This is a genomic window from Methylocapsa sp. D3K7, assembly GCF_029855125.1.
Lineage (GTDB): Bacteria > Pseudomonadota > Alphaproteobacteria > Rhizobiales > Beijerinckiaceae > Methylocapsa.
The window spans coordinates 2,192,112-2,214,005 of sequence record NZ_CP123229.1; the positions used below are offsets into that span (position 1 = coordinate 2,192,112).

General features: G+C 59.6%; 17 protein-coding genes. 12 read left to right on the plus strand and 5 right to left on the minus strand.

Annotation, left to right across the window (positions count from 1 at the left end):
• The first annotated feature begins 583 nt into the window (after positions 1-583).
• Complete coding sequence (locus QEV83_RS10030) at positions 584-1,567, plus strand: beta-ketoacyl-ACP synthase III (RefSeq protein WP_280127616.1); 984 nt, start codon at positions 584-586, stop codon at positions 1,565-1,567.
• Between the two features lie 89 nt (positions 1,568-1,656).
• Here QEV83_RS10030 and QEV83_RS10035 read toward each other — a convergent pair whose 3' ends face one another.
• Complete coding sequence (locus QEV83_RS10035) at positions 1,657-2,523, minus strand: serine protease (RefSeq protein WP_280127617.1); 867 nt, start codon at positions 2,521-2,523, stop codon at positions 1,657-1,659.
• Between the two features lie 293 nt (positions 2,524-2,816).
• Here QEV83_RS10035 and zapE point away from each other — a divergent pair, with 293 nt between their 5' ends.
• From zapE to QEV83_RS10085, 10 genes are all read left to right on the plus strand, one after another.
• Positions 2,817-4,037 carry a cell division protein ZapE gene (gene zapE, locus QEV83_RS10040; RefSeq protein WP_280127618.1) on the plus strand — a complete coding sequence of 407 codons (1,221 nt, stop codon included), beginning with the start codon at positions 2,817-2,819 and terminating at the stop codon, positions 4,035-4,037.
• Positions 4,038-4,225: 188 nt separating this feature from the next.
• Positions 4,226-5,191, plus strand: coding sequence for a malate dehydrogenase (mdh, locus tag QEV83_RS10045; RefSeq protein ID WP_280127619.1), 966 nt, complete (start codon positions 4,226-4,228; stop codon positions 5,189-5,191).
• Positions 5,192-5,494: 303 nt separating this feature from the next.
• Positions 5,495-6,691: an ADP-forming succinate--CoA ligase subunit beta gene (sucC, locus tag QEV83_RS10050; protein ID WP_280127620.1), complete on the plus strand. Its 1,197-nt coding sequence runs from the start codon at positions 5,495-5,497 to the stop codon at positions 6,689-6,691.
• 4 nt (positions 6,692-6,695) lie between these two features.
• Positions 6,696-7,580 (plus strand): succinate--CoA ligase subunit alpha, encoded by an 885-nt coding sequence (gene sucD, locus QEV83_RS10055; RefSeq protein ID WP_280127621.1) that lies wholly within the window; start codon positions 6,696-6,698, stop codon positions 7,578-7,580.
• Between the two features lie 233 nt (positions 7,581-7,813).
• Complete coding sequence (locus tag QEV83_RS10060) at positions 7,814-10,822, plus strand: 2-oxoglutarate dehydrogenase E1 component (RefSeq protein WP_280131016.1); 3,009 nt, start codon at positions 7,814-7,816, stop codon at positions 10,820-10,822.
• Between the two features lie 65 nt (positions 10,823-10,887).
• A complete protein-coding gene (gene odhB, locus QEV83_RS10065; protein WP_280127622.1) occupies positions 10,888-12,120 on the plus strand; it encodes a 2-oxoglutarate dehydrogenase complex dihydrolipoyllysine-residue succinyltransferase in 1,233 nt (410 codons plus the stop codon).
• Positions 12,121-12,145: 25 nt separating this feature from the next.
• Positions 12,146-12,397: a DUF4160 domain-containing protein gene (locus QEV83_RS10070; protein ID WP_280127623.1), complete on the plus strand. Its 252-nt coding sequence runs from the start codon at positions 12,146-12,148 to the stop codon at positions 12,395-12,397.
• Positions 12,394-12,684 carry a DUF2442 domain-containing protein gene (locus QEV83_RS10075; RefSeq protein WP_280127624.1) on the plus strand — a complete coding sequence of 97 codons (291 nt, stop codon included), beginning with the start codon at positions 12,394-12,396 and terminating at the stop codon, positions 12,682-12,684. The genes QEV83_RS10070 and QEV83_RS10075 overlap by 4 nt, the downstream gene beginning before the upstream one ends.
• A gap of 15 nt (positions 12,685-12,699) precedes the next feature.
• Positions 12,700-14,097: a dihydrolipoyl dehydrogenase gene (lpdA, locus tag QEV83_RS10080; protein WP_280127625.1), complete on the plus strand. Its 1,398-nt coding sequence runs from the start codon at positions 12,700-12,702 to the stop codon at positions 14,095-14,097.
• A 12-nt stretch (positions 14,098-14,109) separates the two neighbouring features.
• On the plus strand, positions 14,110-14,991 hold the full coding sequence (locus QEV83_RS10085) for an alpha/beta hydrolase (protein ID WP_280127626.1): 882 nt from the start codon (positions 14,110-14,112) through the stop codon (positions 14,989-14,991).
• On the opposite strand, the gene QEV83_RS10090 is transcribed toward QEV83_RS10085, so the two are convergent.
• The 3 genes from QEV83_RS10090 to QEV83_RS10100 all read right to left on the minus strand — a co-directional run bounded on the left by QEV83_RS10090 (position 14,904) and on the right by QEV83_RS10100 (position 17,929).
• Complete coding sequence (locus tag QEV83_RS10090) at positions 14,904-15,737, minus strand: helix-turn-helix transcriptional regulator (protein ID WP_280127627.1); 834 nt, start codon at positions 15,735-15,737, stop codon at positions 14,904-14,906. The genes QEV83_RS10085 and QEV83_RS10090 overlap by 88 nt on opposite strands.
• A gap of 298 nt (positions 15,738-16,035) precedes the next feature.
• A complete protein-coding gene (locus tag QEV83_RS10095) occupies positions 16,036-16,443 on the minus strand; it encodes a heme-binding protein (protein WP_280127628.1) in 408 nt (135 codons plus the stop codon).
• A gap of 49 nt (positions 16,444-16,492) precedes the next feature.
• Positions 16,493-17,929 carry a helix-turn-helix transcriptional regulator gene (locus QEV83_RS10100; protein WP_280127629.1) on the minus strand — a complete coding sequence of 479 codons (1,437 nt, stop codon included), beginning with the start codon at positions 17,927-17,929 and terminating at the stop codon, positions 16,493-16,495.
• Between the two features lie 187 nt (positions 17,930-18,116).
• On the opposite strand from QEV83_RS10100, the gene QEV83_RS10105 reads away from it, so the two are divergent.
• Complete coding sequence (locus QEV83_RS10105; RefSeq protein ID WP_280127630.1) at positions 18,117-19,739, plus strand: isocitrate lyase; 1,623 nt, start codon at positions 18,117-18,119, stop codon at positions 19,737-19,739.
• A gap of 169 nt (positions 19,740-19,908) precedes the next feature.
• On the opposite strand, the gene QEV83_RS10110 is transcribed toward QEV83_RS10105, so the two are convergent.
• On the minus strand, positions 19,909-21,711 hold the full coding sequence (locus QEV83_RS10110; RefSeq protein ID WP_280127631.1) for a retron Ec67 family RNA-directed DNA polymerase/endonuclease: 1,803 nt from the start codon (positions 21,709-21,711) through the stop codon (positions 19,909-19,911).
• Positions 21,712-21,894: the final 183 nt, after the last annotated feature.

Below are 21,894 nucleotides of genomic sequence, written 5' to 3' on the forward strand. Positions count from 1 at the left end.
AAACTGCAAACGCCGCGCTTAGCCTAGAGAACAATCCCAACAATCTAGAGGATAATCCTAATAATAAAGCCGGCGATTTATTGCCACCAAGCGGGGATTCCCAGCTGGAAACCCCCTCGAAGCAAATAAGCTCAAACAAGAACGAACAAGAATAGATCGCCGCCAAACAACTGCGCGCGGGCGGGCGCTGTTTACTCTTCAGTAACCTTGTTTTTCTATAATCTTGCCGTGGATCGATCGAGGCCCCACGCGGCCGGTTTCTGTGTGGGGCGTTCATCCGCGCGAATATGACGCGGCTAATCTCATTTATTTCAAAATGTAAACGAGTGTTGATGGTTGCCCCCATCTTCTTGCAGCAGATCTGGCCGCCGTGGCTAGCGCAACCTTGGATTTGGGCTTATCCGGTTGAAGATGCCGGCAATACTGCGGGCACCCCGAGTGTCTTCCTGTCCCATCCAAACGAGGATCGAACGAGAAACGCTCGAAATCATAGAGTTGGAGCGTGCCGGACAGGCAGAGGCCAAACGCCTGTCTGGGTACATGCTCTAGGTCTCCATTGCCTTGGCAAAAAGGAGCCCCTGTTTTGATCAACGCGCATGTACTGGGGACGGGCGGCTACGCTCCAAAGCGGGTTTTGACAAACCAGGATCTCGCGGAGATGGTCGATACGACCGACGCGTGGATCACTGGCCGCACCGGCATCAAGCAGCGGCGGATCGCAGCGGAGGGCGAAGTCACCTCGGATATGGCGGTGATCGCGGCGCGCCATGCGCTGGCGATGGCGGGAACGGCGGCCGAGGATCTCGATATGATCATCGTCGCCACGGTCTCGGCCGACATGCCGCTGCCGTCTTGCGCCGTCATCCTTCAAGCCAAGCTTGGCGCCCGCCGGGCGTTTGCTTTTGATGTCTCGGCGGCATGCGCCGGTTCGCTGTACGGATTGAACATTGCCGCGCAATTCATCAAAACGGGGCAGGCGCGGCGTGTGCTCGTCATCGGCGCCGAACTGTTGAGCCGCCTCGTCGATTGGAGCGACCGCAACACATGTGTTTTGTTCGGTGACGGGGCAGGCGCGATGGTGGTTGGACCATCGCCTGGGCCCGAGGCCGGCATCCTCTCGATGCATCTTCATTCGGACGGCACCGCCGCCGGGATTCTGACGATCCGGGGCGGCGGCAGTCAATATCCGCAATCCGAGGACGTGCTTGCCCGGAAGATGGACAAGATTACGATGAACGGGCGGGAAATATACAAATTCGCGGTCCGCGTATTGCCCGAAGTCATCCTCGAAGCGCTCGAGGCGAACGGCCTTGAGGTCACCGACATCGACCATATCGTCCCCCATCAAGCCAATGCCCGGATTGTCGAATCGGTTCTGGGAAGGCTCGGCATCCCGATCGAGAAATGCTGGCTCAACCTCGACCGCTATGGCAATACGTCAAGCGCTTCGCTGCCGATCTCCCTCGACGAAGCCAATCGGGCAGGCCGTCTGAAAAAAGGCGATCTCATCGCAATGATGGCAATCGGAGCCGGCATGACCTGGGGCAGCGCCTTGATGCGCTGGTAACGCGCGGACTGACAGTCCACGCCATCCTTTCATCCGGGACCCTACTTTCACGCGGACCTTGGCCTGGCGGTCCTTTGGAAAGCGCGGGTTTATTGGGCGACGATAACCTTGCTGGCGGCGGCGACGACGGCTTTCTTGAACGCCCCCTCGATGGTCACCACGAAATTATAATGGGACTTGGAGAACGGCGCCGAACGGAACGGCTTGTTGCTGCGCCAACCGACTAGGATCGCGCCGATGGCGAGTTTGTTCGGCGTCATCAGCAGCGCGCCGCCGGAGGCGCCGTCTCCTGTTTCGCAATCGAACGAAAACTCCCGGGTTCCTTCCGCGCCGACCGACAATTGGTCGTGCATGGCGCATTTTTCCATCGACAATTTGCGCCCCTCGCCCCAATCAATATGGCCGCGTGCGACAAATTCGACAGGCGAATTGGGAGCCGCCGGATCAGCCAGACTAAAAGGCGTTGCACCTTCAACCGGATGGGTCAGCTTGGCGACCGCCCAGTCATGAACCGCGGCGATTGCGTAAGGGTCCTTGCTTCCAGCAACGATTGAGCTGAGATCGATCGGGACACGCAGGTCCTTGCCGTGGATTTCCACCGAGAAGAAACAGGTCTTCGCGCGGGGTGCACCTTTTTCATCGAAAAACACATGCGCCGCGGTGGTAATCACATCAGAGGCGAGCGTCAGCTGACCGGCGCCATGCGCGTCGCCGCACTCAACAAGCCCTGAGCCCGCGAATCGAGCGCGAAGATCGGCCGGGTTCAACTTCTCTCCGGCCGCGAATTCTTCGACGCCGCGCCGGCTATTTCGGCCAAAAACCACAACCGGAACGATTTGGGAGGGTGCCACCTCTGGCAAACCATGCGAGAAAACCGGACCAGCGGATACCTGAAGGGACGTTCCAAAAAGGAAGACGCAAACAGCGGCGGCGTGCTTTCCACCCTTTTGAGGCATCGGTTTTCTCCTATCGGACGGGCAGGGGATTAGCTTAGATCGCCCTGCGGTCGTTAATCAAGCTGGACCGGTATCGTATTTTGCCAATGCGAAAACAAAAAGGCAGGATCCGGGCGAATATGGTTCTGGGTGAATCGTCAGTCCTTTGTGTCATTTACGGCACACCCCCACGCCCAGAATCAGGGCAGAAGAAGCCTAGCTGCCGATCCTGTTGCGAGGCTCGCGCGGCGCGCCGGGCTTGCGTTTTCCGGCATAATTAAGACAAAATGCCGCGCGCACTCGTAGCGCGTTAAATGTCCAATGTGCCGGGCCCCTCAACGCCAGGCCTTGTCCGGGGCCGGGCTGGCGTGACTCTTCTCGATCAGTATAAAGATGATGTCGCCGCCGGTCTTATCGAGCGGGACGCCTGTCAGGAAGAGGTGGCGCATCAGCTGGACAGCCTGCGGCTCGCGCTCGCGGACGGCGCGGCGCGGACACAAGGCGTTCTTGGCTGGCTCACCGGTTCGGGGCGCAAACCGGCACCGGTGCGCGGTCTTTACATCTGGGGCGATGCCGGACGCGGCAAGACGATGCTGATGGATTTGTTTTTCGACGGGACTCCCGTCGAGCGCAAATCCCGCATGCATTTTCATGCGTTCATGGCGAGTGTCCATGCCTTCATCCACGAGTGGCGCCAGTACCGGCACAAGAGTTCCGTCAAAGGCGACGACCCGGTCGCGGCGGTGGCGGATTCCATCGCGCAAAAATCGTGGCTCCTATGTTTTGACGAGTTCAGCGTCACCGACATCACCGATGCGATGATTCTCGGCCGCCTTTTCGCGGCTCTGTTCGATCGTGGCGTGGTGATCGTCGCGACCTCCAATGTGCGGCCGGACCTGCTCTATCAGGACGGTCTCAACCGTGCGCTTTTTGTGCCCTTCATTCAGATGATCGAAGAGCGGATGCAAATTGTCCACCTCGATGCCCGCCACGACTTCCGGCTGCAAAAACTAAGGGAGCACAACGTTTATTTCGTGCCCGCGGATGCAAGCGCGGCGGCGGCGCTGACCGCCGCGTTTCAGCGGCTCACCGGTAAGCCGCGCGGTGCGCCAATAACCCTCGACGTGCTTGGCCATGCGGTCCATGTGCCACAGGCATGCGCCAATGTGGCGCGCTTTGCCTTCGACGATCTCTGCCGGCTGCCGCTCGGCCCCGCCGATTTCCTGGCTCTCGCGCGCCGTTTTCATACCGTGGTTGTCGATGCCATCCCGGTTATTGGCGCGGACCGGCGCGACGAAGCCAAGCGGTTTATCACGCTGATCGACACTTTCTATGACATGCATGTCAAGCTTCTTGCGTCCGCCGATGCGGAACCGGCGGAACTTTACCTGGGGACCGGCGGCTTTGTGGCGTTCGAATTCAAGCGAACCGTTTCGCGTCTTATCGAAATGCGCTCAATGGAGTATCTCGCCCTGCCGCAAGGCGCGGTGACATCCGTGGGCTCCGGCAATACCAGCGGCCTCGTGGAAACCTAAAGTCATCCCAGACGCAAAACGGCTTTTCCCCAAGCCGAAAAAAAACAACATGCTCCATCGCGCCGCCGGGACCGGTTTTTGCTTAAGCTCCAGAAGAATGGCGCCGGGGTTGCATAAATCCCCGGCTTCCCGCAGACATCATGCCAGTCGTCACCTGATAAATGTGTCGAGAGAAAAGGACAAGCAATATGGCGCGCAGTAAGATCGCATTGATCGGAGCCGGTCAGATCGGCGGAACCCTGGCTCATCTCGCGGCGCTCAAAGAGCTTGGCAACATTGTCCTGTTCGACATCGCGGAGGGGACGCCGCAAGGCAAGGCGCTCGATCTTGCCCAATCGGGTCCGGTGAATGGCTTCAACGCGTCTCTCACCGGAGCAAACAGCTATGAGGCAATCGCCGGGGCCGACGTTGTGATTGTGACGGCTGGGGTGCCGCGCAAGCCTGGGATGAGCCGTGACGATCTGCTGAGCATCAACCTTAAGGTCATGGAAGCGGTCGGCGCCGGCATCAAGAAATATGCGGCGGACGCATTTGTCATCTGCATCACCAATCCGCTCGATGCCATGGTCTGGGCGTTGCAAAAAACCTCCCATTTTCCGGCCAACAAAATCGTCGGCATGGCGGGTGTCCTCGATTCGGCGAGGTTCCGCCATTTCTTGTCGGAAGAATTCAAGGTCTCCGTCGAAGACATCACCGCCTTTGTTCTCGGCGGCCATGGCGACGACATGGTGCCCTCGTTGCGCTACTCCACCGTGGCCGGAATTCCCCTGCCCGATCTCGTCAAAATGGGCTGGACGACGCAAGGCAAACTTGACGCGATCGTCGAGCGGACCCGCAAAGGCGGCGGCGAGATCGTCGGCCTCTTGAAGACCGGCTCGGCCTTCTACGCGCCGGCGGCCTCGGCGATCGCCATGGCCGAGTCCTACCTCAAGGACGAGCACCGGGTTTTTCCCTGCGCGGCAAAGCTGGACGGACAATATGGCGTCAAGGATCTTTATGTCGGGGTGCCGGTGGTGATCGGTGCCAACGGGGTCGAGAAGATTGTCGAGATCGCGCTTGATCCGGCCGAAAAACAGATGTTCGAGAAATCGGTCGCGTCCGTGCAAAGCCTGGTCGAAGCGTGCAAGACGATCAATCCTGCTCTCGCGCAGTGACCATTCCCGGCCAAGCTCAAGCGCCTGATGCTTCCACTGTTTCCGGCTTAGCGGCCCCCTGGCAGCGGAAAAAATTCCCTAAAAGGCGGCGGTCCCTTATGCGTAAAAGAAAAGTTCATACGGCTCTGTTAGCGATGGGTTCTGTCTCAATGGGCGCGAGACACTCCGGCGGCACTCCCGCCACACGGCCATTTTCCTGTGCCTCCTCTCTTGCCGTCTTCCTTGAAAACCGTGTTGAACTGGCGTGAAACCTGCTTCCTTAACCGTTAACCTCCAAGGGACCTGCCGGAAAAAGAGACGGCCATGAATATTCACGAGTATCAGGCAAAAGCGGTCCTCAAGGAGTTCGGTGTCCCGGTTTCGCGCGGAATAGCGGTGTTGCGCACGGTCGATGCCGTCACGGCGGCCGAGGAGCTGGGCGGTCCGGTCTGGGTCGTGAAGTCGCAAATCCACGCGGGCGGCCGCGGCAAGGGCAAGTTCAAGGAGCCGGAGGCTGGTTCCCAAGGAGGGGTGCGGCTCGCCAAATCGGTGGCCGAGGTTGAGACCTATGTGGGTCAAATGCTCGGGCGCACCCTCGTGACCGTGCAAACCGGCCCCGTGGGCAAGCAGGTCAACCGGATCTACCTTGAGGAAGGCGCCACAATTCTTAAGGAATTCTATCTGTCCTTGCTCGTCGACCGGACTGCGAGCCGGGTTGCTTTCGTTGTTTCGACCGAAGGCGGCATGGACATCGAACAGGTGGCGCACCAGACCCCGGAACGGATCACAAGCTTCACGGTCGATCCGGCAACGGGGATCATGCCGCACCACGGCCGCACCGTCGCCAAGGCCCTCGCCCTTTCCGGCGATCTCGCCAAACAGGCTGGAAAACTTGCCACGCAGCTCTATACGGCCTTTGTCGCCAAGGACATGGCGCTGCTCGAAATCAATCCGCTGATCGTCTCGTCGGAAGGGCGCCTCAAATGCCTCGATGCGAAAATGTCGTTCGATTCAAGCGCCCTTTACCGGCATCCCGAAATCGCCGCCTTGCGCGACGAAAGCGAGGAGGACGCACGGGAAATCGAAGCCTCGAAGCATGACCTCAACTATATCGCGCTCAACGGCACCATCGGCTGCATGGTGAATGGCGCCGGTCTTGCCATGGCGACAATGGACATCATCAAGCTCTATGGCGCCGAACCGGCGAATTTCCTCGATGTCGGTGGCAGCGCCACCAAGGATCGCGTCGCGGAAGCCTTCAAGATCATCACCGCCGATCCCCAAGTCAAAGGCATTCTCGTCAATATTTTCGGCGGCATCATGAAATGCGACGTGATCGCCGAAGGGGTCGTCGCGGCGGTCAAGGAAACCGGTCTCGAAGTGCCGCTCGTCGTGCGGCTCGAAGGCACCAATGTCGATCTCGGCAAGACCATCATCGCGCAATCGGGCTTGAACGTCATCCCTGCCGACGATCTCGACGATGCGGCGCTGAAAATCGTTGCCGCGGCGGGGAAGGCCTAACATCATGGCGATCCTCGTTGACAAGGATACGAAAGTTATCTGCCAGGGCTTTACCGGCAAGAACGGAACCTTCCATTCCGAGCAGGCGATCGCCTATGGCACGAGGATGGTCGGCGGCATCTCGCCGGGCAAGGGCGGCGCCACCCATCTTGGCCTTCCGGTCTATGATACCGTCGCCGATGCCCGCGCGGCGACCGGCGCCGAGGCCACCGTCATCTATGTTCCGCCGCCCGGCGCGGCGGACGCCATCTGCGAGGCGATTGACGCGGAAATCCCCCTCATCGTCTGTATCACCGAGGGCATTCCGGTGGCGGATATGATCAAGGTCAAGCGGGCGCTCTCGGGGTCGTGCTCGCGCCTTATCGGCCCGAACTGCCCTGGCGTCATGACTGCTGGTGCGTGCAAAATTGGCATTATGCCCGGCAATATCTTCCTGCCGGGCTCGGTCGGCATCGTCTCACGTTCGGGAACCTTGACCTATGAGGCGGTCTTTCAGACAACCCGCGAAGGGCTTGGCCAGACGACGGCGGTCGGCATCGGCGGGGACCCCGTCAAGGGCGCTGAATTCATTGAGATTTTAGAAATGTTCCTCGCCGACGAGGTCACCACTTCGATCATTATGATCGGCGAAATTGGCGGCTCGGCCGAGGAAGACGCCGCCCAATTCATCGCGGACGAGGCCAAACGCGGCCGCAAAAAGCCGATTGTCGGCTTTATCGCCGGGCGCACCGCCCCGCCCGGCCGCCGGATGGGCCATGCGGGAGCGATCATCTCTGGCGGAAAAGGTGCCGCCGCCGACAAAATTGCCGTGATGGAAGCGGCTGGGATTGCGGTGTCGCCCTCTCCCGCGAGGCTCGGCAAAACCCTGGCCGAAGTCCTCCGGCGTTGACCGGGACCTTGAGAAAAGCGCGCAGCGTCCGCATGTAAGGAGGACGGGGTTTTTGGGTGCGGCGGGAGGCCGGACTTAGTTTTACAAACTCCCTTTTGACAGGGCAAATGGCCCAGGCTTGACCTGCCTGGACAAGGATTAAAAAGCTTGACCGCCAAAATTCCGTCGCGGGTTTTTACGGGTGGAGTGCACGCCCGGAAATATAAATTCGCGGCGATCCGAAGGAGACGATGATGGCGCGCAGAGACACGAACGGACATGCGAATGGCTCGGGTGGCGGCGCGAGTGCCCGCAGCGTGCCGAACGCAAGCTTCGCGCGCACCGCCTTTCTCGATGGCGGCAATGCCGCCTATATCGAGCAGCTCCAGGATCGCTATCTGAATGATCCGGCGTCGCTCGACGCGTCCTGGCGGGAATTTTTCGCGCAATTGGAAGACGACGGTGCCGCCGTCGCGAAGGCGGCGCAAGGGCCTCGCTGGAAGCGGCCCGGCTGGCCCGCTGCGGGCACCGACGACCTGGTTTCCGCGCTCGATGGCAATTGGGCGGCGGTCGAGACTCGGATCGGCAGCAAGCTCAAGACGCAAACCGGCGAAGCAGGTTCGTTTTCGCAAGAGGATCTGCTTCGCGCGACGCGCGACTCAGTCCACGCCCTAATGATGATCCGCGCCTATCGCATGCGCGGTCACCTGCACTCCAATCTCGATCCGCTGGGCTTGGAGGCACCGAAGGACCGGGAGGAACTGCATCCGGCGACCTATGGATTTTCGGAAGCCGACTATAGCCGTAAAATCTTCATCGACGGTGTGCTAGGGCTGCAATACGCCACCGTCCCCGAAATGATAAAGATATTGCAACGGACCTACTGCGGGACCATTGGCTTCGAATTTATGCATATTTCGGATCCGGCCGAAAAGAGCTGGCTGCAGCAGCGGATCGAGGGCCCCGGCAAGGAAATCACCTTCACCAAGGAAGGCAAGCGGGCGATTTTAACGAAGCTCGTCGAGTCGGAGGGATTCGAGAAATTTCTCGACGTCAAATATACTGGCACCAAGCGTTTCGGCCTCGATGGGGCCGAGGCAATGGTCGCGGCGCTCGAACAGATCATCAAGCGCGGCGGCGCCTTGGGGGTCCAGGACATCGTCCTCGGCATGGCGCACCGCGGCCGCCTCAATATCCTGTCCCAGGTCATGGGGAAACCGCACCGGGCGATTTTCAATGAATTCAAGGGCGGCTCCTTCACGCCCGACGATGTCGAAGGGTCCGGCGACGTCAAATACCATCTCGGGGCTTCGTCCGATCGCGACTTCGACAGCAACCGGGTTCATCTTTCGCTGACCGCCAATCCTTCGCATCTTGAGATTGTCGATCCCGTCGTGCTCGGCAAGGTGCGAGCCAAGCAGGACCAATTGCATGATATTGTCGAGCGCACCAAAGTGTTGCCGCTGCTCATCCACGGCGACGCGGCGTTCGCCGGTCAAGGCGTCATTGCCGAATGTTTCGGTCTTTCGGGTCTGAAGGGATACCGGACCGGAGGCTCGATCCATTTCATCATAAACAATCAGATCGGCTTCACCACGGTGCCGCGCCATTCGCGGTCATCGCCCTATCCGTCGGACAGTGCCAAAATGATCGAGGCGCCGATCATTCATGTCAACGGCGACGATCCCGAAGCTGTCGTCTATGCCGCGAAGATCGCGATCGAGTTCCGGCAAAAGTTTCACAAGCCCGTCGTCATCGACATGTTCTGCTACCGGCGCTTTGGCCACAATGAAGGTGACGAGCCCTCGTTCACCCAGCCCCTTATGTACAAGCAAATCCGCGCCCATAAGACGACGCTGCAAATCTATACCGAGAAACTCGTCGCCGAAGGGGTGTTGACCGATGGCGAGGTCATGAAGCTGCAAGCCAATTGGTGGCACCATCTTGAAACCGCGATGCAGGCGAGCCAATCCTTCAAGCCCGGCAAGGCCGATTGGCTCGATGGCCGCTGGTCCGGCCTGCGGGCGGCAGCGTCCGGTGCCGAGGAGGATCGCCGCGGCCGCACTGGCATCGACCGTGCGCGGCTCACCGAAATCGGGCGCCGCCTCACCACGGTTCCAGAGGGTTTCCATCTCCATCGCACCATCAAGCGCCTCGTCGAAAACCGGCGGAAAATGATCGAGACTGGCGAGGGCATCGATTGGTCGATGGGTGAGGCGCTTGCTTTCGGGGCGCTCGTCGATGAAGGCTATCCGGTCCGCCTGTCCGGCCAGGACAGTGAGCGCGGCACGTTTTCGCAGCGCCATTCGGTGCTGATCGATCAAGAGACGGAAGCGCGCTACATCCCCTTGAACAATATCCGCGATGAGCAGGCGCATTTCGAAGTCATCAACTCGATGCTGTCGGAAGAGGCCGTGCTCGGCTTTGAATATGGGTATTCGCTCGCCGAGCCCAACGCGCTTGTCTTATGGGAAGCTCAGTTCGGCGATTTCGCCAATGGCGCGCAAGTCTTGTTCGACCAGTTCATCTCCTCGGGCGAACGCAAATGGCTGCGCATGTCGGGTCTCGTCTGTTTGCTGCCGCATGGTTTTGAGGGCCAGGGGCCGGAACATTCTTCGGCACGGCTCGAGCGCTATCTGCAACTTTGCGCCGAAGACAATATGCAAGTGGCCAATTGCACGACGCCCGCCAATTATTTTCATATTCTGCGGCGCCAGTTGAAGCGTGACATCCGCAAACCGCTGATTTTGATGACGCCTAAATCGTTGCTCCGCCATAAGCGGGCAGTCTCGCGGCTTGACGAATTCGCGATCGGCGCTTCGTTCCACCGGATATTGGCGGACGATGCCGAACATGCCTCCGACGGAACCGTCAGCCTCACCCAGGATGCCAACATCCGCCGGGTGGTGCTCTGTTCCGGAAAGGTTTATTATGATCTTTTCGAGGAACGCGAGAAGCGGGGTATCAATGATGTGTATCTCCTGCGCGTCGAGCAGCTTTATCCTTTCCCGCTCAAGGCGCTGATCTCGTCGCTGGCGCGGTTCCCGCAGGCGCAGATCTACTGGTGTCAGGAAGAACCGAAAAACATGGGCGCCTGGAACTTCGTCGATCCCTATCTTGAATGGGTGCTCTCGCAGACGGGCGGCAAAAGCAAGCGCCCGCTTTACGCGGGCAGGCCCGCCGCCGCATCGCCCGCGACCGGGATGCTGTCAAAGCATGTAACGCAAATGATGGCCTTCATGGATGAGGTCTTCGCGGCTTGAGAGGCGGCGCTTTCATTTCCGGTGTGACAACTCCAGAAAAAGCCGGATGGCTTTGAGCAGGACAAATGGCAACTGAAATCCGCGTGCCGGCCTTGGGCGAATCGGTCACCGAAGCAACGATTGGGCGCTGGTTCAAGAAACTCGGTGACCCCGTAGGGGCAGACGAGCCGATCGTCGAACTCGAAACCGACAAGGTGACTCTCGAAGTCAATGCACCGGCCTCGGGTGTTCTCGCCGAGATTATCGCTAAGGATGGCGAGACGGTCGGCGCCGGGGCGCTTCTCGGCCAAATCGGCGATTGTGCTGGTGCCGCGCCATCGAAGTCCGAGGCTGAGCCGCAAACCAAGCCAGTTCCGTCGCCAGCACCGCCCAAAGCCGCATCCCCGGCGCCAGCTCCTGCCGCGCCAGCTCCCGCGATGCCAGCCTCGCCCGCCGCTGCGAAAATCGCCGCCGATCACGGGATCGACGCGGCCGCCGTCGAAGGATCCGGCAAGCGCGGTCAGGTATTGAAGGGCGACATCCTCGAGGCGATCGCAAAGCCCCTAGCTCCCGCCCCCGTCCCCGTGGTGCTGCGGGCTCCGGCGCCCGCCATCGCCGAAGAACGCGAGGAGCGGGTGCCGATGACGCGGCTGCGCCAAACCATCGCCCGGCGCCTCAAGGACGCGCAGAACACCGCCGCCATGCTGACGACCTTCAACGAGGCCGACATGAGCGGCGTCATGGCCTTGCGCGCGCGGCACAAGGACGCCTTCGAAAAGAAGCATGGCACCAAACTCGGCTTCATGGGATTTTTCGTCAAAGCTTGCGTCGGCGCGCTGAAAGAAGTGCCGTCCGTCAACGCCGAGATCGACGGCGCCGATATCATCTATAAGAATTACTATCACCTCGGCGTCGCGGTCGGCACCGACAAGGGCCTCGTCGTGCCGGTCGTGCGCGATTGCGACAAGCTCTCCGTCGCCGAGATCGAAAAGACGATCACGGATTTCGGCCAGCGCGCCCGCACCGGCCAGCTCAAGATCGAGGAGATGCAGGGCGGCACTTTCACCATCACCAATGGCGGCGTCTATGGCTCGTTGATGTCGACGCCGATTCTTAACGCGCCGCAATCGGGCATTTTGGGGATGCACAAAATCCAGGAGCGTCCGGTCGCCATCAGCGGCAAGATCGAAATCCGCCCGATGATGTATCTCGCGCTCACCTATGATCATCGTCTCGTCGATGGCAAGGAAGCGGTGACGTTCCTGGTCAGGGTGAAGGACGCGCTGGAAGATCCGGCGCGGCTGGTGCTGGATATTTGAGCTTATAGGCTGAGAAAGTGTTGCGGTGCCAACATTCGCGATTGTCGATGGTGTGAAAATCCAGTTCTATTTCGACGAACATCCGCCGCCGCATTTTCACGCTGTCTTCGCTGAAAGCGTGGCGCAGATCCAAATCGATCCAACGCAAGTCTTGCGGGGATCGCTGCCCCCCGCAAAGCTCTCCATGGTGCTCGCTTGGGCAGCGAAGAACCGTGCCGGGTTGATGAACGCCTGGGCGGCCGTCGCCGCCGGTCAGAAGCCAATGAGGCTGCAATGAGCGAGATTGTTCGCATGAAATCTGTCGAGTCCGTTCTCCACGGAGTCGTGAAAATCGTCTGGCTGGACGGCTACGAGGCCATCGTTGATTTGCGTCCCGTCCTTGCCGAAGGCGAGGTTTTTGAATCCCTCCGCGACTCGCCTGAACGTTTCAACTCCGTCAAGCTTGCTGAATTCGGACACGCAATCACCTGGCGCGACAGCCACGACGATGAGATTGATTTCGGTTCGGACCAGCTTCGCCGCCGCGCGGAACGCCAGGCCGAAATTCTTCGGCTTGCTAGCTAATGTATGAAAGCTCCTATGGCCTATGATCTTATCATTATCGGAACCGGCCCCGGCGGCTATGTCTGCGCGATCCGGGCGGCGCAGCTCGGCCTCAAGGTCGCGGTTGTCGAAAAGCGCAAGACGTTTGGCGGAACCTGCCTCAACATCGGCTGCATCCCCTCGAAGGCACTGCTTCAGGCTTCGGAAAAGTTTCACGAAGCCGCGCATGATCTTGCCGGGTTCGGTGTCATCATCGACACGCCGCAGCTCGACCTTGCTGCGATGATGAAGCACAAGGACGACACCGTTGCAGCCAACGTCAACGGGGTCGGCTTTCTCTTCAAGAAGAACAAGATCGACTCATTCTTCGGCACCGGGACGATTACCGCGCCGGGCGTTGTCGAAGTTGCGGCGAGCGATGGGTCCACCCAAAAAGTCGAGGCAAAAAATATCGTCATCGCCACCGGCTCCGATGTCGTGCAACTTCCAGGCATCGCCATCGACGAGAAAACCATCGTCTCCTCGACCGGCGCGCTATCGCTGGAGCGCGTCCCCAAAAAGCTTCTCATCATTGGCGCCGGCGTGATCGGTCTCGAACTCGGCTCGGTCTGGGGCCGGCTTGGCGCCGAGGTGACCATCGTCGAATTCTTGGACCGGATTTTGCTGGGCACCGACGCCGAAGTCGCCAAACAGTTTCAGCGCATGCTGGAGAAACAAGGGTTTCATTTCCATCTCGGCCACAAGGTGATCAAGGTCGAAAAAACCGCGGCGGATCTTTCCGTCCACATCGAGCCTTCGACGGGGGGCGATGCCACCGTGCTCGCGGCCGACAGCGTGCTCGTTGCGATCGGCCGGCGGCCTGTCACCGACGGGCTTGGCTTGGAGGCAGTTGGTGTCGCGCAGGAGCGGGGGCGGGTCATCATTGATGATCATTTCGCGACCAACGTCCCCGGCATTTACGCCATCGGCGATGTCGTGCGCGGCCCGATGCTCGCCCATAAGGCCGAGGATGAAGGCATCGCCGTCGCCGAGATCCTCGCGGGCCAACATGGGCACGTCAATTACGGGGTCATTCCGTCCGTCGTCTATACCGTGCCGGAGATCGCCTCTGTCGGCGCCACCGAGGAAGATCTCAAGGCCAAGGGCATTGCGTATAAGTCAGGAAAATTCCCGTTCACCGCCAATGGCCGCGCGCGGGCGATGCGGCATACGGAAGGCTTTGTCAAAATCCTCGCCGACGCGGCAACCGACCGCGTGCTTGGTGTCCACATCATCGGTGCCGCGGCGGGCGAATTGATCGCCGAAGCCTGCGTGCTGATGGAATTCGGCGGCTCGGCGGAAGATCTTGCCCGCACCTGCCACGCCCATCCGACGCTCTCGGAAGCCGTCCGCGAAGCCGCACTCGGGGTGGACAAGCGGTCGATCCATATTTGAATGGGCAGTCCCATGACGAAAACCGGAATTGATGCGATTCGCGAGCTTTTGCGCTCGAAGCCGAGGCCAGTGGGTCTCGGCGAGCGGCGGGAGCGCCTCGATTCCATCGGCTCCGTTCATCCAATCGCTTCCGATATTTCAATCGAGGCGGGGCACGCCGGAGCCGTTCCCATTGAGTGGTCCTTGGCGCCGGGCAGCGATCCCTCGCGCGTTCTTCTTTATTTTCACGGCGGCGGTTATATATCGGGCTCTATCGTCAGCCATCGCGGCATGGTCGTGGAGGCCGGACGGGCGGCGGGCGTGCGAACATTGGCCGTCGGTTACCGGCTCGCACCGGAACACCCATTTCCGGCCGCGCTTGAAGATGCTCGCGCGGCCTATGACTTTCTCCTTGCGCAAGGCATTGCCCCTCACCACATCGCCTTTGCGGGAGACAGCGCCGGTGGTGGACTTTCGCTGGCGTTGCTGACCACGCTGCGGGATGCCGGTCAACAATTGCCAGGATGCGCCTGGCTTGTCTCCCCCTGGGTCGATCTTGAAATGAGGGGGGAAAGCCTCAAGACCAAGGCCGATGCCGATCCGCTGATTCAAAAGCCCTATCTCGAGGAACTCGCCGCCGCCTATCTTGGCGGCACGGATCCGGCAAACCCACTCGTCTCCCCGCTACGCGCAGACCTCTCAGGGCTGCCGCCGCTGCTGGTGCAGGTGGGCTCCGCCGAGACCCTGCTCGACGACGCTGTCCGCATCTCATCTCGCGCGGGCAGTGCCGATGTCCAGGTAACACTCGAGATTTGGCCCCACATGATTCATGCTTGGCATCTTTGGGCCGCCGAACTCGAAGAGGGGCGCCTGGCGCTTGACTCGGCCGGCCGCTTTATCAAAGCTAGGCTTTGAGCCAGACTTTCGGCGCGATCAGTCGGTTGTGTTGGCATCTCCATGAGCGCCATAGTGCCAAATTCCTTGCCTTTGGTGTCCCCATACTTAGGCAGTGTCACTTCGTAAAAAAGTTTCACAAGCTCGGCCTGCCGGTGGGCGCCCGTCTTTTCCATAATGTGGGTCAGATGCGACCGCACCGTCGATTCGGCAATATCGAGTCGAGCCGCGGCTTTTCCCAGGCCGTGGCCGGACACCAGTTGGGCGACGACCCGCGCTTCTCCAGACGTCAAGGCGAAGAGCTCCGCAAAGACCTTGATCCGATCGGTCGTCTTGAGCCGCCAGTCGGCGATGATGAGACCCGCCACGGGGCGGTCATCGCCCGTTTCAGGATCAGAATGCGGGCCAAGCGGAATCACATGCACGACGAGTGAAGGCATGCCTTCGCAATCGCGGAGGATAAGCGCGCCTCCTTGTCCCGGCGTATCCGTGTGCCGGGAAGCGGATTCGATCAGCGATTGCAATTTTTTGGCCATTCTTGGATCGTCGGCGCCAAGGACGTTATGCTCGCACCGCAGGCCGCCGCCCGCATGCAAAAGAGTCCGCCCTGAATCATTGGCGTAAAAAATGGTCCGGTCCGCCGCGACGAGGACCAAACCGAAGCCGGCACAAGCCATCACTCGCCCCAAGAGTTTCGCTTGCGCCCTATCCTCGTTGTCGCGGTCCCTGACGAAGATGGGGTGTTTGAAAGGACTCATCATGTGCATGTCTAACTCCAGCAGTGGCAGCAGAGTCTTCCTCACTGATCCCGGTGTTCCGGATCCCTGCAAGAAGGTTGAGATTGACTCACTTTTGCCTCGCCGCGCGCCCCCTTTTCAGGGGGTGTGGGCCGCGCACTTCGAACGAGGGGGAAGGTAGACGACGCTGCAACCTCATTAGCTCTGATGAAGCTGCACCGTTTTGCGGATTTGCAATGACGTCCCTTCAGGTCTGGTGCGGCAGCCGTGTCTGGGCTGTCCGATCAACACTGGCGAAAGGCCACCGTTTGCACACCGGTGGCACCCATTACAACTTCGCGGCAATCTCAACGCCAGCCCCGGCGATCTGTCCGTCCTGCGAGGATTGCACGCCCGAGACGCCAATCGCGCCGACGACCTGGCCCTTGTTCAATAATGGCAGCCCGCCTTCGATCGGTGTCGCGCCGGGCAGGGTCAGCATCACCAGGCGGCCACCCGCGACAATTTCCTCGATCGCTTTCGTCGGCCGTTTAAACAAAAGCGCGGTGCGCGCCTTTTCCTGCGCAACAGTGACAGAGCCTAGTGGCGCGTCGTCGAGCCGCTGCAGGTACAAAAGATTGCCGCCGTCATCGAGCACGGCAATCGTCACGCTCCATTTGTTCTTCAGCGCTTCGGCCTCCGCAGCGGCGGCGATCTGCTTGGCATCGGCGAGGGTCAGGGCGTTTTTCACAAACATTCAGGTCTCCTTTGAGGCGCAGCCCAATTCTGTGCTGGCGGCATAAACCTCACACGTCCTTGAATGTAAAGGGCGAGATGCTGCGCATCGATTCGTCGACGCTGAGCGGGCGGAGCGCCGGGGGCGCCGCGCGCTGCGGGCAGGCGGGGCGGTCGCAGAGACGGCAGTTGATCCCAATCGGCGCCGCCTCAATCGCATTGACATCGAGCCGCTTGGCATAGACGAGCCGCTTGGCATATTTGATCTCGCAGCCAAGCCCGATCGCAAAGCGCGGCGCGATTGCGCCGAAGGGGCTGAGCGAACGCCGCACCGTGCGGGCGATCGAAAACCATTGCGAGCCGTCGGGAAGTTCGATCGCCTGCGTCAAGATTTTGCCGGGCTCGGTGAAGGTCGCATGGACATTCCACAAGGCGCAGGTGCCGCCTGAGTTGGCGAAGGGAAACCGGCTCGACGAAAACCGTTTCGAAACATTGCCGGCCATGTCCACGCGAATGAGAAAAAACGGCACCCCGCGGGCGCTGGCGCGGCCGAGCGTCGTCAAGCGATGTGCTACCTGCTCGAAACTCGCGCCAAAGCGCGCCGCCAGAATCTCGACGTCATAGCCCGCGAGCTCGGCGGCTTCCTGGAAGCGGCCATAGGGCATCATCAGCGCCCCAGCGAAATAATTGGCAAGCGTGATCCGCAGCAAGCGGCGGCTCATTTCGTCGGCCGGCTCAAGCCGCAGGGAAATCCCGTTCAACAATTCGCCGAATTGGCTGAAGGCGAGCTGATAGGCTGCCTGAAACGTCCGGCCCGGCGGCTCGACGGCTTCCGACATCATCAATTGGCGGCGGTGATGATCGTACCAGCGAAGCCGGTCGCCCATGACGTCAATCGGCAGCACACGCACGCGGATGCCGTAACGGCTCCGCAAATGCTCGGAAAGGAAAAGGAACAGATCGCCTCCGGTCGTTGGAAGCTCTGAGGCAAAGGTTTCGGCGGCGTCTTCCAGTTCTGGGAAATGGTTGCGCGCCTCCTGCAGGATGGCACGGTTGCGGTCGATCGGGCTCTCGCCCAGAACGGGTTCGGCGCGGTCGCGGTCGCTCGCCGCCGTGGCGCCCGCCTCGGTGGCTTCCCGCGCCGCCGAATAGGCGCGGTAGAGACGGGCCATCGCCGCAAGGAGGGCGGGCGAGTTCTCGGCCGCGTCCCGCACCTCGGCGCGCGGAACCCCGGCCTCGCGAAACAGCGGATCGGCGAGAATTTGCTCCATTTCGCTGACGGACTGCTCGTCCTCCATCTCCATGAAGTCGCGCGGGTCGACGCCATAAACGTCGGTCAGCTTGATCAGCACCTGGACGGTGATCGGGCGCTGGTTGCGCTCCATCAGGTTCAAATAGCTGGGCGAAACGTCAAGCTCGGCCGACATCGCCGCTTGGGTCAGATGGCGGTCCCGGCGCAGCCTCTTGAGGCGGGGGCCAGCGAAAATTTTCCGGGGGGCATTGGCCATGGAGGGGTCCAGGATTGAAAATTCTTTACATCTATACAGCATTGCACTGTAGTGATGTTACATCGCAACTTCAATCCGTAAACAAGCTGTTGCACCTCCAGGCATTTTCTCCAATATGTCACACTACAGTAGAAAATTTCCGCCCGGATGACATGTTTTGTCAATCCCTGTGAATAAGGCGCGCCCAATGAATTATCAAAGCCCGATCGCCCAGCCGAACGAATATCAAAGCCATATTGCCGAGGTGAAGCAGCTCGTCAAAAGCAAGAACGGCACCTGGGACGCCATCAACGCCGAATCCGTGGCGCGGATGCGCCTGCAAAACCGTTTCCAGACGGGTCTCGACATCGCCCGCTATACGGCCGCGATCATGCGCAAGGACATGGCGGCCTATGACGCCGACCCGGCCCTTTACACCCAGTCGCTCGGCTGCTGGCACGGGTTCATCGGCCAACAGAAGATGATCTCCGTCAAGAAGCATTTTGGCACGACCGACCGACGCTATCTGTATCTCTCCGGCTGGATGGTCGCCGCGCTGCGCTCCGATTTCGGCCCCCTGCCGGATCAGTCGATGCATGAGAAAACCTCCGTGCCGGCGCTGATCGAGGAGCTTTACACCTTTTTGCGCCAGGCGGACGCCCGCGAACTCGGCGGCATGTTCCGCGCGATCGACGCCGCCCGCAAGGCCGGCGACGCCGCCAAGGAAAAAGAATTGCTGGCGGCCGTCGACAATTATCAGACCCATGTCGTGCCGATCATCGCCGACATCGACGCGGGCTTCGGCAATGCGGAAGCGACCTATCTGCTCGCCAAGAAGATGATCGAGGCGGGCGCCTGCGCGCTGCAGATCGAAAACCAGGTGTCCGACGAAAAGCAATGCGGCCACCAGGACGGCAAGGTCACCGTCCCGCATGAAGTGTTCCTCGCGAAGGTGCGCGCCTGCCGCTACGCCTTCCTGGAACTCGGCGTGGAAGAGGGCATTATCGTCACCCGCACGGACTCGCTCGGCGCCGGTCTCACCCAGCAGATCGCCGTCAGCCACGAGCCGGGCGATCTCGGCGACCAATACAATGCCTTCCTCGACTGCGAGGAAGTTGCGCCTGGCGATGCCCGCAACGGCGACGTCATCCTCAACCGCAACGGCAAACTGCTGCGGCCGAAGCGTCTCCCCAGCAACCTCTATCAGTTCCGCTCCGGCACCGGCGCGGACCGTTGCGTGCTCGACTCCATCACCTCGCTGCAGAACGGCGCCGACCTCCTATGGATCGAAACCGAAAAGCCGCATGTGGAGCAGATCGCCAGCATGATGGACAAGATTCGCGCCGTCATTCCCAACGCCAAGCTGGTGTACAACAATTCGCCGTCCTTCAACTGGACATTGAATTTCCGCCAGCAGGTGTATGATGCCTGGAAAGCGAGCGGCAAGGATGTGTCGAAATATGACCGCGCGGGTCTGATGAGCGTCGATTATGACGGCAGCGATCTCGCCGCCGAGGCCGACGAGCGCATTCGCACCTTCCAGGCGGACGGTTCGAAGCGGGCTGGCATTTTCCACCACCTCATCACGCTGCCGACCTATCACACGGCGGCGCTGTCGACCGACAATCTGGCGAAGGAATATTTTGGCGCGCAGGGCATGCTCGGCTATGTCAAAAATGTTCAGCGCAAGGAAATCCGTGAGAGCATCGCGTGTGTGAGACATCAGAACATGGCGGGCTCCGACATGGGCGATGATCACAAGGAATATTTTGCTGGCGAGGCGGCCCTCAAGGCCGGCGGCGCCCACAACACGATGAACCAGTTCGGTTAAAAGACCAGCTCTTTCATCATTGCACCATTCGGAATGGAGATCGCGGCCCTCTCACCGGGCCGCGATTTTTTTGAGGGTGCAAATCGTTTGTGCCGGGGGCAAGTCGCGGCTTACTCGCTCCTAATTGATCGACGGTCGCCATCATGACGGATGGCATTGGGCGCTACTACTATACCGTTTTCGAAGGCACTGCCGCTGCAGGTGATGGATTGAAGGGTGTCGGCGATGCAGACATTGTGGCAGCAGCTTTGAGTTTAGCGTAATCATCGAGCACGGTTTCGATACGCGTGAGAAGTGGATCAAAGCCCGAAAAGTCGATGGTGCCCGCTTGCAGCCGCACAACGCGGTCGGCAAAGATGACTTTGCCGTACTCGCCAGAGGCCTCGTGCTCCTTGTCAGCGTTGAAGGTCTTGCCGTTGATTTTTGTTGCAAGCAGAGCTTGATCGAAAAAATCTTCCGGGCGGGACTTGTTGTCGGGCCCCCTGGTTGGCGTCTTTATTAGATAGAGCGGGCCGCCTAGATAGTAGAATGGCAGGTCCGTCGCGTGATTAATGGTAATGCCGAACTTCTTGCTCTGAAGCAGTTTGAAAATCTGCGTGGCACCATCGTCGTTGTCGATAAGCACGATCACCGGGTGCTTCATCGGACGGTGCCTGTATTTAGCTAAGTTGTCCTTCCACGCTTCAAGAAAAAATTTGAGGTCAGAGGAACCGCCTCGTAGCTGCAGAAGGTCTTTCGATTGCTTTGAATATTTAAAAAAGTTCACGTTGATAGAAAGCTTGCCTTCATTGGACGACGCGAGCTTCGGGTGTCCTGTCGCCAGCTTGCGGATCGCGCTCTTAAGATAGATCGGATCGGTAGGTCCTTCGCAGATGATGAGCGGTTTGGGCGGATCGATGAAGTGTTTGAAGAATACGAGCCGACAGTAGACGAGGCGAATGGCTGAGGGATACTCATTTTTTTGTTTAGTACGATCAGTGTGCAGCTTGTGCTGTTTTTCCTTGTTCTTTTCAGCTTCAATCTCAAGATCAGTTTGTCGTTCTCGGATGTGATAGATATGGTTAAGAATGCCCTCTAGGCGTTGCACGGAAGTGTCATCCACGCCGCCGCGCTTATAGGTGCCGGTAGTGAGAAATGAATTTGTCATCGCACGCGCAAGTTTGTAGTAACGCTGCGGCACGTTGACCTTCTCGTTGACCGTGAGGCCTGTCACGGTTTGACGGCTACCTCGCACCTGCATGCGGGTTTTGGCATCGTTGATGGTGAAGCCCCCATCCTCGATGCGCGATTTTAACTCATCACCCAGCACCCAGGCTTCGCCTATCGCTACTGCCAAGGCCGTAGGAAATTTCTCCTGACTAGTCGACAAAGTGATGTCGTCCGCATAGCGGGTGTAAGCACATTTGTTTCTTGCGGCCAGCTTGACCAGTCGCATATCGAGAAAATGGGTTAGTAGTTCGGACAGGATAGGAGAGCATGGGCTTCCCTGCGGCAAGACCCCATCATTGCAAGCGATTTGGGCGAGGACGGTCGCAACCGGTTCCGCCAGCCTAAATTGATTGTTATTGATAAAGAAGCCGCGCACACGACCGAAGTGCAAACTCGGAAAGAAATTCTTCAGGTCGAGATTCAGCACATACCGGCGCGATTTGTGCGCTTTCGCATTTGTGATGATCGAATAGTCCCTGCGAAACGCGTGCGACAACTTGTTCTCGCGTTTCTCGGATTCTTCAAGCTCGTGCAGGCATTCGTAAAGAACGTCGGCGAACCGCTTCTGCAAGCCCTTGAGCATCGGAATCGGCGCGTCGATGCGGCGGTCGCCGCCGCCTTTCTTTTTGATGTCGAAGCTCGTGTATTTCGCCGCCTTCGGAATTTTATAGACGATGAAGGAGAGGGCGCTCGGCTTGTAGCCAAGCAGCGCCGCAACATCATATCGGGTTTTTGCTGTGCGAACGGCGTTAAGTATCGACAACGCGAACCACCAGAAGGAATGGGCTTACAGGCACTCCTACGCGTCGCATAGGTCATAGGTCATTGGTCATATGCATCGAGCACCGTATAGGGAGCAGCGCCCCTAACATTGGATCATATATCGCGAATCACGATAACAAATCTGCCTGTAAGCTTGTTGCCAGTGTAGCGACGAACTTGATCG